The following is a 15,785-nucleotide window of genomic DNA, read 5'->3' on the forward strand; positions in this document are numbered from 1 at the left end:
TTCGAACTGGACCTGGCCGGAAGGAATGAGGGGGCGGGGAACAGAACCCGCGGCAGACGGTCGAAGGCCGCTGGGACGGGCCGAGCAGGCCCGAAAAACGAGGAATCTAGCATAAATTGCCGCCTTGCCCAAAACCCCCGTCATTGTTAGAGTTTGCCGCACTTTTTTACCCGCGCACTTTTCACCCACGCGCCACCTATGGGTTTCTTTCCAATGTTTAAAAAACTGCGTGGCATGTTCTCCAGTGATCTGTCGATCGACCTGGGCACTGCCAATACCCTTATTTATGTGCGCGAGCGCGGCATCGTCCTGAACGAACCGTCCGTGGTCGCCATCCGTAGCCATGGCAGCCAGAAAAGCGTGGTTGCCGTCGGTACCGAAGCCAAGCGCATGCTGGGCCGTACTCCGGGCAACATTGCCGCCATTCGTCCGATGAAGGACGGCGTGATCGCCGACTTCAGCGTCTGCGAGAAGATGCTGCAGTACTTCATCAACAAGGTTCACGAGAACAGCTTCCTGCAGCCCAGCCCTCGCGTGCTGATCTGCGTGCCGTGCAAGTCCACCCAGGTGGAACGCCGCGCGATTCGTGAATCGGCCCTGGGCGCTGGCGCCCGTGAGGTCTACCTGATCGAAGAGCCGATGGCCGCGGCCATCGGTGCCGGCCTGCCGGTGGAAGAGGCCCGTGGTTCGATGGTCGTCGATATCGGCGGCGGCACCACCGAGATCGCCCTGATCTCCCTCAATGGCGTGGTCTACGCCGAATCCGTCCGCGTCGGCGGCGACCGCTTCGACGAAGCCATCGTCACCTACGTGCGCCGCAACTACGGCAGCCTGATCGGCGAATCCACCGCCGAGCGCATCAAGCAGGAAATCGGCACCGCCTTCCCGGGCGGCGAAGTCCGCGAAGTCGACGTCCGTGGCCGCAACCTGGCCGAAGGCGTACCGCGCAGCTTCACCCTGAACTCCAACGAAGTGCTCGAAGCGCTGCAGGAATCCCTGGCGACCATCGTCCAGGCGGTGAAGAGCGCCCTGGAACAGTCTCCGCCGGAGCTGGCTTCGGACATCGCCGAGCGTGGCCTGGTGCTGACCGGTGGTGGCGCGCTGCTGCGCGACCTGGACAAGCTCCTGGCCCAGGAAACCGGCCTGCCGGTGATCGTTGCCGAAGACCCGCTGACCTGCGTGGCCCGTGGCGGCGGCAAGGCGCTGGAAATGATGGATCGCCATTCGATGGACCTGCTTTCCACCGAATAAGGTAGGAAAGCTCTGTAAAGGTCGGTTAACGTTTCGCCCACGCTGGTGAATCTTCAACCGACCTTGCACAGCTAGGAGCCGGTCATCAAACCGATATTCTCCAAAGGGCCCTCGCTGGGCGCGCGCCTGCTGGTGCTCGCCGTCCTGTCGGTCGCCTTGATGGTGGTCGATGCCCGCTTTGATTACCTGAAACCGGTACGCAGCCAGATGGGCCTCGTGCTGAGCCCCTTCTATGGCATCGCCGACATCCCGGTTCGAGCCTGGGAAGGCGTGCGCGACCAGTTCACCAGCCGCAGCGAACTGCTGGCCGAGAACGAGCGCCTGAAGGCCGAGCAGCTGCTGATGCAGCGCCGCCTGCAGAAGCTGGCCACCCTCACCGAACAGAACGTGCGCCTGCGCGAGTTGCTCAACTCGTCCGCGCTGGTCGACGACAAGGTGCTGGTGGGCGAGTTGATCGGTGTCGACCCGAACCCCTTCACCCAGCGCATCCTGATCGACAAGGGCGAGAAGGACGGCGTGTTCCAGGGCCAGCCGGTGCTCGATGCCAGCGGCCTGATGGGCCAGGTGGTCGAGGTGATGCCTTACACCGCGCGCGTCCTGCTGCTGACCGATACCACCCACAGCATTCCGGTGCAGGTGAACCGCAATGGCCTGCGCGCCATCGCCGTGGGCACCGGCAACCCGGAACGCCTGGAGCTGCGCTACGTCGCCGATACCGCCGACATCAAGGAAGGCGACCTGCTGGTGAGTTCCGGCCTGGGGCAGCGCTTCCCGGCCGGTTATCCGGTGGCGGTGGTGAAGGAAGTACTCCACGACACCGGTGGGCCTTTCGCCACCATCCGTGCCGTGCCGACCGCCAAGATGAACCGCAGCCGCTATGTGCTGCTGGTCTTCAGCGACAGCCGCACGCCCGAACAGCGCGCCACCGATGCCGCCGAAGCCCAGGCTGAAGCCGACCGCAAGGCGGCCGAGTCCGGCGCGCCGGCCCAGCCTGCGCCCGGCGCTCCGGCCGCCCAGCCACATGACAGTGCGCAGCCTGCCGCTCCCGCCGCACAGCCTGCCCATCCGGCCGGCGCCAATGGCGCAGCGCCTGCCGCGCCTGGTGCGCCGGCGTCGCACCCCGATGCAAGGACCCGGCGCTGATGGCGGGTCAGGGCTCGAACAATGGCTGGGCCATCTGGCTCACCCTGCTCCTGGCGCTGTTGCTGTCGGTGGCGCCCATGCCCAGTTTCATGGAGATCGGCCGCCCGCTGTGGCTGGCGATGTTCCTCACCTACTGGGTGCTCTACCTGCCGCACAAGGTCGGCATGCTGACTGCCTGGGTGCTGGGCGTTGCCGAAGACGTGCTCTACGGCAGCCTGCTGGGGCAGAACGCCCTGATCCTGAGCCTGATCATCTGCCTGGTGCTGTCGCTGCACCAGCGCCTGCGTATGTTCCCCATCTGGCAGCAGTGCCTGGTGTTGCTGGTGGTCTTCGGTCTCGCCCAGCTGGTCCAGCTGTGGATCAGCGCCCTGACCGGCAATCGCCCGCCGACCCTGGTGTTCCTGCTGCCGGCGCTGGTCAGCGCCTTGCTCTGGCCCTGGGTCTATACATTGCTGCGGGCCCTGCGGTTGCGCCTGAACATCAATTGATCGCCCCCTTGCGGGGGAATCGCCGGGCCGGCATTGAGCGGGCCCGCTTCGGAGTCCCTGATGGCCCAGCTGTACCTCGCCTCCAGTTCGCCGCGCCGCCGCGAGCTGCTCACCCAGATTGGCTTGCCATTCCACATAGTGCCTGCGTCGATTGACGAAACGCCCGAGTCCGGCGAGTCGGCGCATGCCTATGTCGAGCGCCTGGCGCGCAGCAAGGCCCTGGCCGGGCTGAACTTCCTCGCCCAGCGCGCCGATGTCTGCGTGCTCGGTGCCGATACCGCCGTGGTGCTGGATGGTCGCATCCTCGGCAAGCCGCTGGACCGCGACGACGCCCTGGCGACGCTTCAGGCCCTGTCCGGCCGCGAGCATGAGGTGCTGACTGCCGTGGCGGTGGCCGATCGCGACCGCTGCGAAGCACGCGTGGTCAGCAGTCGCGTGACCTTCCGCGAGATTTCCGCCGAGGAGGCCGAGCGTTACTGGGAAACCGGCGAGCCGCAGGACAAGGCGGGTGGCTATGCTATCCAGGGGCTCGCGGCAGTCTTCGTCAGCCGCGTCGAGGGCAGCTACAGCGCCGTGGTCGGCCTGCCCCTGTGTGAAACTGCGGCATTGCTGGCTGACTTCTCCATCCCTAGCTGGCAGTCTTGATCACGAAGTAGCGCTGGCACGACTCCGGGCGCGATAAGGAAGGGCGCATGAGCGAAGAAATCCTGATCAATATCACGCCGATGGAATCGCGCGTGGCGGTGGTGGAGAACGGCGTCCTGCAGGAGGTCCATGTCGAGCGCACGCTGCGCCGCGGGATCGTCGGCAACATCTACAAGGGCAAGGTCGTACGGGTGCTGCCGGGCATGCAGGCGGCCTTCGTCGACGTCGGCCTGGAGCGCGCTGCCTTCATCCACGCCGCGGAGATATCCAACCGCGAGGGCAGTGCGGTGGAGAGCATCGGCGCGCTGGTCCACGAAGGGCAGAGCCTGGTGGTGCAGGTCACCAAGGACCCCATCGGCACCAAGGGCGCACGGCTGACCACGCACCTGTCGATCCCTTCGCGCTACCTGGTCTACATGCCGCGCACCAGTCATGTCGGGATTTCCCTGAAGATCGAGGACGAACACGAGCGCGAGCGCCTAAAGCAGGTGGTCGCCAAGTGCGTCGAGGCCGAGGGCATCGTCGAGCGAGGTGGGTTTATCCTGCGCACCGCTGCCGAAGGCGCCGGCGAGGACGAGATCCTCGCCGATATCCGCTACCTGCGCCGCCTCTGGGACCAGATCGACGCGCAGATCCAGACTGTCGGCGCGCCGACGATGATCTACGAAGACCTCTCCCTGGCCCTGCGCACCCTGCGCGACCTGGTGAACCCGCGCATCGAGAAGATTCGCGTCGATTCCCGGGAGAACTTCCAGAAGATCACGCAGTTCGTCGAAGAGCTGATGCCGGAAATCGCCGACCGCCTGGAGCACTACCCGGGCGAGCGGCCGATCTTCGACCTCTACGGGGTCGAGGACGAGGTGCAGAAGGCGCTGGAGCGCAAGGTGCTGCTCAAGTCCGGCGGCTACCTGATCATCGACCCGACCGAGGCGATGACCACCATCGATGTGAACACCGGCGCCTTCGTCGGCCACCGCAATCTCGAAGAGACCATCTTCAAGACCAACCTCGAGGCGGCGACCGCCATCGCCCGCCAGCTGCGCCTGCGCAACCTGGGCGGGATCATCATCATCGATTTCATCGACATGGAAGACGAGGAGCACCGCCGCCAGGTCCTGCGGACCCTGGAGAAGCAGCTCGAACGTGATCATGCCAAGACCAACATCATCGGCATCACCGAGCTGGGCCTGGTGCAGATGACCCGCAAGCGCACCCGCGAAAGCCTGGTGCAGGTGCTCTGCGAGCCCTGCCCGAGCTGCCAGGGGCGCGGCATGCTGAAGACTGCCGAGACCATCTGTTACGAGATATTCCGGGAAATCCTCCGTGAAGCGCGGGCCTACCAGGCCAATTCCTATCTGGTGCTGGCCAACCAGAAAGTGGTGGACCGCCTGCTCGACGAGGAGTCGGGCAACGTCGCGGACCTGGAGCTGTTCATTGGTCGCCCGATCAAGTTCCAGGTCGAGGCCATGTATTCCCAGGAGCAGTACGACGTGGTCCTGCTTTGAGCGGCGGCTCGCACATCGTGGAGATCCGCCGGCCGGCAGCTTTGCCATGGGGTTTTTTGGAGCTTTGCCTGACGCACACTGTCAGACCTGGTTCGACCTTGGATGGCTGGGAGGCCGCTCGATGACCCTTCGCTTCACCTCACAGGCAGCCGCCTGACATGGATCGCGCCGGCCGCCTGTTCGCCACCTCGCTGCGCATCGTCCTGGGCCTCCTGGCGCTGGGGCTGGTGCTGTTGGCTTTGTACGTCAGCCTTGGCCGGCAGTTGGTGCCGTTGGTGGCGGAGTATCGCGACGATCTGGCGCGCAAAGCCAGCGAGCAACTGGGCCTGCCGGTGGCTATTGGCGCCCTGGAAGGGCATTGGCGCGGGTTCAGCCCGATCATCGTGGTACGCGACATCCAACTGGGCGAAGGCACCGATTCGCTGCGCCTGGAGCGCGTGCGCCTGACCCCGGACATCCTCGGCAGCGTGATGGCGCGCCAGCCGCGCATCGACAGCCTGGAGCTGGAAGGCCTGCACCTGACCCTGCGCGAGGACGAGGACGGCAACTGGCACGCCGACGGTCTGCCCAGCCGTGGCGGCGACACCGACCCGCGCAAGCTCATGGACCTGCTGCTGACCCCACATCGCCTGTCGCTGATGGACAGCCAACTGACCGTACTGCCGCAACAGGCCAACCCGCTGTCGTTGAACTATGTCGGCATGACCCTGCGTAGCGGCAGCCGCCAGCGCCTGGAGGCACGCTTCAGCCTGCCCGGCGGCGAACCGGTGGCGGCGCGGCTGGAGGCCCGGCTGAACCGCGATGACTGGGCGAAGAGTTCGGCCCAGCTGTACCTGAGCCTGCCCCAGGCCGACTGGGCCAAATGGCTGCCCGAGCGTCTCACTGGCGCCTGGAAGCTGTCCCACGCCAAGGCTGGCGGCGAATTCTGGGCGACCATCGACAAGGGCGTGCCGGTCTCCGCCGCAGCCCGCCTGAATGCCCCGAAGATCGACGCCGCGCTGGGCGACCGCAAGCCGGTGAGCCTGAGCGACCTGGGCGTCAGCCTGTTTTTCCAGCGCAACGGCGACGATTTCGATCTGCGTATCGCCGATCTGGCAGCGAATTTCGGCGAAAGTCGTTGGGGCGAGGTGGAGTTGGAGCTGACTCGCCGGATGAAGGACGAGGAGCATTGGCAGCTGCGCGCCGACCGCCTCGACCTGACCCCGCTGGGACCGACCATCACAGCACTGGCACCGCTGCCGGACAAGGCCATTGAGTGGCTCGAAGGGCTGAAACCGCACGGTGTGTTACACAACGTCAATTTCGATTACTGGCCGCAGCGCGAGGGCGCCGAGCGCGTCGCCTATGCCACCAACCTGGAGAAGGTCGGTGTCAGTGCCTTCCATGATGTGCCGGCCGTGGCCAACGTCGACGGCACCTTCCGCGGCAACCTTGGCGGCGGCACGCTGGACGCCAACGCCCAGGATTTCATGCTGCACCTGGCCACGCTGTTCCCCGAGCCCTGGCACTACCGCACCGCGCGCACGCGGATGTTCTTCCAGTTCAACGACGAGGCCTTCACCCTCGGCAGCCACCTGATGCAGGTGGAGGGCGACGAGGGAACCATCGCCGGCGACATCCTGATTCGCCTGATGCGCGATCCGGCGCAGGAAGACTACATGGACCTGCGCGTGGGGATGAGCAACGGCGATGCGCGCTACACCGGTAAATACCTGCCCACCGTCATCCCGCAGATGAGCAAGGATCTGGCTGCCTGGCTCAAAGGTTCAATCAAGAGTGGGCGCATCGAACAGGGCTATTTCCTCTGGCAAGGTTCGCTGCAGAAGGGCTCGGCGCCGGAAGCCCATGCCATGACCCTGTACTTCAAGGTCCATGACGGCGTGCTCGACTACCAGCCGGGCTGGCCCGGCCTGAGCAAGGCCGAGGGCGAGGTGCGCGTGGAGGACACCGGCGTCAGCATCAACGCAACCAGCGGGCAGATTCTCAACAGCCAGGTGCGCGATGTCTCGGTGGAGATTCCCCATTCCAACCCGGGGGAAGTCGCCCATCTGCATGTGGACGGCGATATCGACAGCAACCTCGTCGATGGCCTGAAGATCCTCCAGGACTCGCCCATCGGTGCGACGCACACCTTCGCCGGCTGGGAAGGCAAGGGCGACCTCAATGGCCACCTCAACCTCGACATTCCGCTGGCCAAGGGCGAGGCGAGCAAGGCGCGGGTGATCGTCGATTTCGACACCGACAAGGCGCAGCTGAAGATTGCCAAGCCTGAGCTGAACCTCGAACAGGTGAAGGGCAAGTTCCGCTACGACACCGACAGCGGCCTCAGCGGGCAGAACATCTCCGCTCAGGTGCTGGGTAGCCGTATCACCGGCAGCATTCGCGCCGAAGGCCGCAACGGCGCTCCGCGTACACGGGTGCTGGTGGGTGGCCAGGTATCGGTGAAGACCCTGCTCGACTGGGGCAAGGTACAGAAACAGTTGCCGGTCGACGGCCGCGTGCCGTTCCAGCTCAACCTGCTGTTCGACGGCAAGGACAGCCAGCTGCAGGTCGCCTCGAACCTGCAGGGCGTCACCATCGATCTGCCGGCACCGCTGGGCAAGGCCGCGCAGGAAACCCGCGAGAGCGAATGGCGCATGACCCTCGAGGGCGCCGAGCGACGCTACTGGGCAACCTACGGCGATCGCGCCAGCCTGGCTTACGCGGCTCCGGCGGACCAGCCGCTGGCCGGCCGTGGCGTGCTGCGCCTGGGTGGCGACCCGGCCGTGCTGCCCAACTGGAATGGCGTCCAGGTACGCGGCAAGATCGACGAAGTCGACGCCGACGCCTGGATGGCGGTCGCGAAGAAATACTCCAATACCGGGGTTGAGGGCGCCGCTGGCCTGTTGCGCGGCGCAGACCTGCAGATCGGTCGCTTCAAAGGCTTTGGCCAGACCCTGGAAAATCTCACGCTGGATGTGTTGCGTGTCGACAGCAGTTGGCAGGTTGGACTGGTCAGCTCGCTGGTCTCGGGCAAGGTCACCCTGCCCGACGGCAAGGTGAAGCCGATCCAGATCGCCCTGGACCGTCTCGACCTGCCCAAGGGCGAGGCCATCGATTCCGAGAAGGCAGTCGAGCAGCCTGATCCGCTGGCAAAGGTCGACCCGCGCAGCCTGCCGCCGATGGACGTGTCCATCCGCCAGGTCCTCAAGGCCGGGAAGCCGGTCGGTGCCTGGAGCTTCAACCTGCGCCCGACGCCTACCGGTGTTGGCTTCAACAATGTGAATCTGGACCTGCGTGGCCTGTCGGTGAAGGGCAGCCTGCGCTGGGATGGTCTTGAGGCGAGCGCGCGCAGCACCTTCCAGGGCAAGCTCGAGGGCAAGAACCTGGGCGACGTGCTGAAGGCCTGGGACTTCGCGCCCAGCGTGACCAGCGAGCGTTTCAACGTGGACATCAACGGCAACTGGCCGGGTTCGCCGGCGGCGCTGAACCTGCGGCGGTTCGGCGGTACCCTGGACGCCAGCCTGCGCAAGGGGCAATTCGTCGAAGTGGAGGGCGGCGCCAATGCCCTGCGGGTGTTCGGCCTGCTCAACTTCAACGCCATCAACCGCCGCCTGCGCCTGGACTTCTCCGACCTGCTGGGCAAGGGCCTGAGCTACGACCGGGTCAAGGGCGTGCTCACCGCCACCGATGGCGTCTACTTCACCCGCGAGCCGCTGCGTCTGGATGGACCGTCGAGCAACCTGGAACTCAACGGCACCCTGGACATGGCCCACGACGAGATAGACGCCAAGCTGCTGGTGACGCTGCCGGTGACCAACAACCTGCCGTTGGCGGCACTGATCGTCGGCGCTCCCGCCATTGGCGGCGCGCTGTTCGTGGTGGACAAGTTGCTGGGTGACAAGGTCGCACGCTTCGCCAGCGTGCAGTACAGCGTGAAGGGGCAATGGCAGAGCCCGACCATCACCTTCGAGAAACCCTTCGAAAAACCTCACTGAACCGGCGGCCAAGCACAATGCCCGGGCATCGGTTAGCATGAAAGCCAGGTATTCCCGGAGCTGACCATGTCCATCGCCGTCATCCAGATGGTCAGCCAGGACGATGTCCTGGCTAATCTTGCCACCGCCCGTCGCCTGCTGGAGCAGGCCGCCAACGGAGGCGCGCGCCTTGCCGTACTACCGGAAAACTTCGCCGCCATGGGGCGCCGAGACCTCGCGGACATCGGCCGCGCCGAAGCCCTTGGCGAAGGCCTGATCCTGCCCTGGTTGAAAAGCACCGCCCGCGACCTCAGGTTGTGGATAGTCGCCGGCACCCTGCCGTTGCCGCCGGAGAACCAGCCGGAAGCCAAGGTCAATGCCTGCTCGCTGCTGGTGGACGAGCGCGGTGAAGTGGCGGCGCGCTACGACAAGCTGCATCTGTTCGATGTGGACGTTGCTGATGCCCGTGGCCGCTATCGCGAGTCGGACGACTACGCCTTCGGCCAGCGCGTGGTGGTGGCGGATACGCCGGTCGGGCGGCTGGGGCTGACGGTCTGCTACGACCTGCGCTTCCCCGAACTGTATACCGCGCTGCGCGAAGCCGGCGCGGAGCTTATCAGTGCCCCTTCGGCATTCACCGCGGTGACTGGCGCTGCGCACTGGGAAATCCTCATCCGCGCCCGCGCCATCGAAACCCAGTGCTATGTGCTGGCGGCTGGACAGGGCGGGACCCACCCCAACGGACGGGAAACCTGGGGCCAGTCGGCCATCGTCGACCCCTGGGGGCGTATCCTGGCCGAGCAGGCCAAGGGCGAGGCGGTGCTGCTGGCCGAGCGCGATAGCGAGGAACAGGCGGCGGTGCGGCAGCGCATGCCGATTGTCCGGCACAGAAGATTTTTCCCGTCGGTCGAACCGCGACCGGCGCGCACGGAGTGAATATGAGCGAACTGTTGTCATCCGTCAGCCAGCACCTGCTGGCCCCCGGTGGTCTGGATATCGACCAGCTGTCGCCGATCCTGCACGAGCTGAGTGGCTCCGGCATCGACGCCGCCGACCTGTACTTCCAGAGCCAGGTCTCCGAGTCCTGGATGCTCGAAGACGGCATCGTCAAGGAAGGCAGCTTCCACATGGACCAGGGTGTCGGCGTGCGCGCACAGTCCGGTGAGAAGACCGGCTTCGCCTACAGCAACGCGATCAACCACGAAGCGCTGATCCAGGCTGCCCGCGCTGCACGCTCGATCTCCCGAGCCGGGCAGAATGGCAAGGTGCAGGCGTTCAAGGCCGTGGTGCCGACCCGCCTGTATGCCGGCGAGAACCCGCTGGATGTGATGAGCCGCGCCGAGAAGGTAGAGCTGCTGCAGAAGATCGACGCCGCCACCCGCGCCCTTGATCCGCGCATCCAGCAGGTCACCGTCAGCCTCGCCGGTGTCTGGGACCAGGTACTGATCGCTGCGGCGGATGGTTCGCTGGCTGCGGACATCCGACCGCTGGTGCGTTTCAACGTCAGCGTCATCGTCGAGCAGAACGGCCGCCGTGAGCGCGGTGGTCATGGCGGCGGCGGTCGCACGGACTACAAGTACTTCCTGCAGGAAGACCGCGCCATGAGCTACGCGCGCGAGGCGCTGCGCCAGGCGCTGGTCAACCTGGAAGCGGTGCCCGCGCCGGCCGGCAGTCTGCCGGTGGTGATGGGCGCCGGTTGGTCCGGCGTGCTGCTGCACGAGGCCGTGGGCCACGGCCTGGAAGGCGACTTCAACCGCAAGGGCAGCTCGAACTACAGCGGTCGCATCGGCGAGAAGGTCGCTTCCAGCCTGTGCACCATCGTCGATGACGGCACCATCGCCGGCCGTCGCGGTTCGCTGTCGGTGGACGACGAAGGCACGCCGACCCACTGCAACGTGCTGATCGAGAACGGCATTCTCAAGGGCTACATGCAGGACAAGCTCAACGCCCGCCTGATGGGCGTGGCGCGCACCGGCAACGGTCGTCGCGAGTCCTACGCGCACCTGCCGATGCCGCGCATGACCAACACCTACATGCTGGCCGGGGAGAGCGATCCGCAGGAAATCATTGCCAGCGTCGAGCGTGGCATCTACTGCGCCAACCTTGGCGGCGGCCAGGTGGACATCACCAGCGGCAAGTTCGTCTTCGCCACCAGCGAGGCCTACCTGATCGAGAACGGCAAGATCACCCGCCCGGTGAAGGGCGCGACGCTGATCGGCAACGGCCCGGAAGTGATGAGCCGGGTGTCCATGGTCGGCAATGACCTGGCACTGGATAGCGGCGTGGGTACCTGCGGCAAGGACGGCCAGTCCGTGCCGGTCGGTGTCGGCCAGCCGACCCTGAAGATCGACGCGATCACCGTTGGCGGCACGGGCGCCTGAGGTCGTTGCCCGTGAGGCTTGGAGAGAGGGAAGCGGCTGCTCAGCGCAGGCCGCGTTTGAGCTCGTCCAGCTCGCGGATGTACTTGAAGATCTTCCGCGCCGCGGCCGGAGGCTTGTTGTGAGCGGCCTCGTGCTGGGCGTGGCGGATCAGCTGGAGCAGGTGCTGGCGGTCGCTTTCCGGGTATTCGCCGAAGAACGCGGACAGCGCTGCGTCACCGCCGGTGATCAGGTGGTCGCGCCAGCGCTCCAGGGCGTGGAAGCGTTCGTTGTACTGGCGGGTCGAGGTGTCTACCTGTTCCAGCAGGGCGAGGATGGCCTCGACGTCCTGGTCGCGCATCAGCTTGCCGATGAACTGCCGATGGCGTTTCTTGGCAGCGTTGGCCTTGTGCTTGGGTGCTTCTTCCAGCGCGCGGCGCAGCGGATCGGTCAGCGGCATGCGGTCGAGCATGTCGGCCTTGAGCGTCGTCAGGCGCTCGCCGAGCTCCTGCAGCGCGTGCATTTCGCGTTTTACTTGCGACTTGCTCTTCTCATCGAAGGACGAGTCGTCATCGTGAATTTCAGCCATGGCGGGGGTCTCTTTGAAAACGCCGCCATGATAACGAGTCAGGGGCCGCTTGTCCGGCCCGCGCCGGTTGCCGCCGCCTGATGGCGGGGCCGGAACATGAACAGGAGAGGCATGCAATGAGCGAACACAACCCGGCAGTGAGCCCGGAGGTCCTTCCCGAACTGCGCGAGCAGGTCGAGCGGATCATCGCCGAGGCTTCCCGGCAGGGCGCCAGCGCCTGCGAAGTGGCGGTGTCGGTGGAGCAGGGGCTGTCCACCTCGGTGCGCCAGGGTGAAGTCGAGACCGTCGAGTTCAATCGCGACCAGGGCTTCGGCATCACTCTTTACGTTGGCCAGCGCAAGGGCTCGGCGAGCACCTCGGCAACAGGCGCGGACGCCATCCGTGAAACCGTGGCGGCGGCGTTGGCGATTGCCAAGCATGCCTCCGAAGACGACTGCGCCGGCCTGGCAGACCCTGCGCTGATGGCGCGGGATCTCCCGGACCTGAACCTCTACCACGGCTGGTCGATCACCCCCGACCAGGCCATCGAGCGCGCGCTGGCCTGCGAGGCTGCCGCGTTCGCCACCGACAAGCGCGTCACCAAGGCCGACGGCACCACGCTGAACACTCATCAGGGCTGCCGCGTCTACGGCAACAGCCATGGCTTTGTCGGCGGCTATGCGAGCACCCGCCACAGCCTGAGTTGCGTGATGATCGCCGAAGGCGAAGGGCAGATGCAGCGCGACTACTGGTATGACGTGAACCGCCGCGGTGAGCTGCTGGCGACTCCCGAATCCATCGGCCGCCGTGCCGCCGAGCGGGCTGCCAGCCGGCTCGGCGCGCGCCCGGTGCCGACCGCCGAGGTGCCGGTGCTGTTTGCCCCGGAAGTCGCGGTCGGCCTGTTCGGCCACTTCCTCGGTGCCATCTCCGGCGGCAGCCTGTACCGCAAGTCTTCCTTCCTCGAAGGTGCGCTGGGGCAGCGACTGTTCCCGGAATGGCTGACCCTGGACGAACGCCCGCTGCTGCGCGGCGCGCTGGGCAGTGCCTCGTTCGACAACGACGGCCTGGCGACCTATGCCAAACCCTTCGTCGAAGGCGGCGAGCTGGTCTCCTATGTGCTCGGCACCTACTCCGGGCGCAAGTTGGGCATGCCCAGCACGGCCAACTCCGGCGGCGTGCACAACCTGTTCGTCAGCCATGGCGACGAGGACCAGGCCGCGCTGATCCGTCGCATGGGACGTGGCCTGCTGGTCACCGAGCTGATGGGGCAGGGCGTCAACCTGGTGACCGGCGATTACTCGCGTGGTGCCGGCGGTTACTGGGTGGAAAACGGCGAAATCCAGTTCCCGGTGCAGGAAGTCACCATCGCCGCCAACCTGCGCGACCTGTTCCGCAATATCGTCGCCATCGGCAACGATGTGGAGTATCGCGGCAACCTGCACACAGGCTCCGTCCTCATTGAAAAGATGATGGTCGCCGGCAACTGATCCACCCACCGCGGCCTTGCTGGCCGCGGCTTTCAGTCCTTCCCAAAGCCGTTCTCCAGACAGGCCGTCCAGCGCATTGCGTTCGGGCGGCTTGTTTTTTTGATTCTCGCAAACAATAATCAATCTCATTATCGATTGAGAGGTTGCCATGCTTGCCGAGATCGACAGCTCGATCACCGATCGCTGGTACCGCCTGGGGACCCGCATCCGCTGCGCCCTGGAGCCGGATGAGCCGCGTCTGGTCGAGCAGTACCTGTGCGAGGCGCGTTACCTGGCGGCCTGGGAACCGGTGCCGGCTTGGCGCCTCTTCGAGAAGTGCTTCCAGTTGCTGCTCGACAGCAGCCGCGACATCGCACTGCCCTGGCACTGGCGGGTGCTCTGCCTGGATCACGCCTATCTCCCTCTACGCGAACTGCAACGCCTGGCGACCTCTACCGCCCAGCGCCAACGCCTGTGCCTGCTCGGCCGGCGGATGGCACAGCAGGAGATGGCGCCTTCCCTGAGACTGCAAGAAGGAATCGAGAATGACTGACAGCCGTATCGAACGCGACAGCATGGGCGAACTGGAGGTGCCGGTGGCGGCGCTCTACGGTGCCCAGACGCAGCGGGCGGTGAACAACTTCCCGGTGAGCGGCCAGCGCATGCCGCGTCCGTTCATCCGCGCGCTGCTGCTGGCCAAGGCCGCCGCGGCGCGGGCCAATGTCAGCCTGGAACAGCTGGACGCGGAAACCGGCGCCGCCATCGTCGCTGCCTGTGAGGAGTTGTTGGCGGGCGACCTGCAGCAACACTTCCCGGTGGATGTGTTCCAGACCGGCTCGGGTACCAGCTCGAACATGAACGCCAACGAGGTGGTTGCGACCCTCGCCGGCCGCCGCCTGGGAAAACCGGTCAACGCCAATGACCAGGTCAATTGCGGGCAGAGCAGCAACGACATCATCCCTTCGACCATCCACATCAGTGCGGCGGTAGAGATCCACCAGCACCTGCTGCCGGCCCTGGATCACCTGCACGCGACCCTGGAGAAGAAGGCCAAGTCCGTGCACTCGTACGTGAAGACCGGGCGCACTCATCTGATGGATGCCATGCCGGTGCGCCTGAGCCAGGTGCTTGGCGGGTGGGCGCAACAGGTGCGCCAGGCGTCTCTGGGCATAGAAGGGCAACTGCCGGCGTTGCAGCAACTGGCTCAGGGCGGCACTGCCGTCGGAACCGGCGTGAACGCTCACCCGCAGTTCCCCGCGCGCTTCTGCGAAGAGCTCAACGGACTGACCGGCCTGGCATTCCGCCCCGGTGATGATTTCTTCGCGTTGATCGGTGCTCAGGATATCGCCGTGGCCACCTCCGGCCAGCTCAAGGCGCTAGGCGTGGCGCTGATGAAGATCGCCAATGACCTGCGCTGGATGAACTCCGGCCCGCTGGCAGGCCTTGCCGAGATCGAGCTGGAGGCGCTGCAGCCGGGTTCCTCGATCATGCCGGGCAAGGTCAATCCGGTGATTCCGGAAGCCACTGCCATGGTCGCCGCCCAGGTCATGGGCAACGACACCACCATCGCCATTGCCGGGCAGTCGGGCAACTTCGAGCTCAACGTGATGCTGCCGGTGATCGCCGACAACCTGCTGCACAGCATCCACCTGCTGGCCAACGTCAGCCGTCTGCTGGCGGACAAGGCCATCGCCAGCTTCAAGGTCAACGAGGCGAGCCTGCGCGAGGCGCTGTCGCGCAACCCGATCCTGGTCACCGCGCTGAACCCGATCATCGGCTACCAGAAGGCCGCGGAGATCGCCAAGCAGGCTTACCGCGAAGGGCGGCCGATCATCGACGTCGCGCTGGAAAACACGGACCTGGACCGTGCCCGCCTCGAGCAACTGCTCAATCCCGAGAAGCTCACCGCCGGCGGACTCTGAGTCCGCCCCACCCGCTGGAGGAACCCGCCATGCGCCACTGGCAACGCACCATCGAACTGGGCAACCGCTGCTTCATTCGCAACGAGTTGATCGATGCCCGTGAGCACTACCTCCATGCGCTGGCGCTGGCCCAGGTCCTGCTGGACCGCTGGCACGACCCGGAGGAAGCCGTGATGGCGTTTGTCATCTCCCACCACAACCTCGGCGACCTGCACCTGCAACTGGGACAGCCGGAGGAAACCGCCGAGTACCTGTGCGCCTGCCACGAGCGCCTATTGGTATTAGGCGAAGACCTGCGCAAATGCTCGGATCTACGCCTGGCCGCGGTGCAGCACAGCCGCCGTACCTACGTCGAACTGCTCAACTTCATTGGCGAGCACGGTACCTATCCGCGTACCCAGCGCCTGCTGCGTCGCCAAGGCGCGGTCGAGTTGCGCCCGGGGCTGTTCACTGCCGTTCAATCGATGCGCTACCACTGAAGAAG

13 protein-coding genes are annotated in these 15,785 nt (G+C 65.7%); 12 read left to right on the forward strand and 1 reads right to left on the reverse strand.

Annotated elements, in window-relative coordinates; genetic code table 11:
• Positions 1-213 precede the first annotated feature (213 nt).
• From mreB to tldD, 8 genes are all read left to right on the forward strand, one after another.
• Positions 214-1,251, forward strand: a complete 1,038-nt coding sequence (gene mreB, locus GJV37_RS15620) for a rod shape-determining protein MreB (RefSeq protein WP_017518164.1) — start codon at positions 214-216, stop codon at positions 1,249-1,251.
• 93 nt (positions 1,252-1,344) lie between these two features.
• Complete coding sequence (mreC, locus tag GJV37_RS15625; protein ID WP_170859563.1) at positions 1,345-2,394, forward strand: rod shape-determining protein MreC; 1,050 nt, start codon at positions 1,345-1,347, stop codon at positions 2,392-2,394.
• A complete protein-coding gene (gene mreD / locus GJV37_RS15630) occupies positions 2,394-2,882 on the forward strand; it encodes a rod shape-determining protein MreD (RefSeq protein ID WP_024766558.1) in 489 nt (162 codons plus the stop codon). The genes mreC and mreD overlap by 1 nt, the downstream gene beginning before the upstream one ends.
• 60 nt (positions 2,883-2,942) lie before the next feature.
• The gene (locus GJV37_RS15635) at positions 2,943-3,527 is read left to right on the forward strand and encodes a Maf family protein (RefSeq protein WP_024766557.1); all 585 of its coding nucleotides are present in this window, start codon (positions 2,943-2,945) and stop codon (positions 3,525-3,527) included.
• Positions 3,528-3,574: 47 nt separating this feature from the next.
• The gene (gene rng / locus GJV37_RS15640) at positions 3,575-5,032 is read left to right on the forward strand and encodes a ribonuclease G (protein ID WP_170859513.1); all 1,458 of its coding nucleotides are present in this window, start codon (positions 3,575-3,577) and stop codon (positions 5,030-5,032) included.
• Between the two features lie 158 nt (positions 5,033-5,190).
• Positions 5,191-9,009, forward strand: a complete 3,819-nt coding sequence (locus tag GJV37_RS15645; protein ID WP_170859512.1) for a YhdP family protein — start codon at positions 5,191-5,193, stop codon at positions 9,007-9,009.
• A gap of 66 nt (positions 9,010-9,075) precedes the next feature.
• Positions 9,076-9,924, forward strand: a complete 849-nt coding sequence (locus tag GJV37_RS15650) for a carbon-nitrogen hydrolase family protein (protein WP_170859511.1) — start codon at positions 9,076-9,078, stop codon at positions 9,922-9,924.
• A gap of 2 nt (positions 9,925-9,926) precedes the next feature.
• On the forward strand, positions 9,927-11,369 hold the full coding sequence (gene tldD, locus GJV37_RS15655; protein WP_170859510.1) for a metalloprotease TldD: 1,443 nt from the start codon (positions 9,927-9,929) through the stop codon (positions 11,367-11,369).
• A gap of 40 nt (positions 11,370-11,409) precedes the next feature.
• Here the strand turns inward: tldD and yjgA are convergent, their stop codons facing one another.
• The gene (gene yjgA / locus GJV37_RS15660) at positions 11,410-11,934 is read right to left on the reverse strand and encodes a ribosome biogenesis factor YjgA (protein ID WP_024766553.1); all 525 of its coding nucleotides are present in this window, start codon (positions 11,932-11,934) and stop codon (positions 11,410-11,412) included.
• 116 nt (positions 11,935-12,050) lie between these two features.
• Between yjgA and pmbA the strand changes: the two genes are divergently transcribed.
• The 4 genes from pmbA (at position 12,051) to GJV37_RS15680 (ending at position 15,780) form a co-directional block, all read left to right on the forward strand.
• Entirely contained in the window at positions 12,051-13,400 is a 1,350-nt protein-coding gene (gene pmbA, locus GJV37_RS15665) for a metalloprotease PmbA (RefSeq protein ID WP_170859509.1), read from the forward strand.
• A 148-nt stretch (positions 13,401-13,548) separates the two neighbouring features.
• Positions 13,549-13,932, forward strand: a complete 384-nt coding sequence (locus tag GJV37_RS15670; RefSeq protein WP_170859508.1) for a FagA protein — start codon at positions 13,549-13,551, stop codon at positions 13,930-13,932.
• Positions 13,925-15,301, forward strand: a complete 1,377-nt coding sequence (gene fumC / locus GJV37_RS15675; protein WP_169888234.1) for a class II fumarate hydratase FumC — start codon at positions 13,925-13,927, stop codon at positions 15,299-15,301. The genes GJV37_RS15670 and fumC overlap by 8 nt, the downstream gene beginning before the upstream one ends.
• Positions 15,302-15,330: 29 nt before the next feature.
• Entirely contained in the window at positions 15,331-15,780 is a 450-nt protein-coding gene (locus GJV37_RS15680; RefSeq protein ID WP_170859507.1) for a hypothetical protein, read from the forward strand.
• The last annotated feature ends 5 nt before the right edge of the window (positions 15,781-15,785 follow it).

Origin of the sequence: Pseudomonas nitroreducens, from assembly GCF_010994165.1 — a bacterium.
GTDB lineage: Bacteria > Pseudomonadota > Gammaproteobacteria > Pseudomonadales > Pseudomonadaceae > Pseudomonas > Pseudomonas nitroreducens.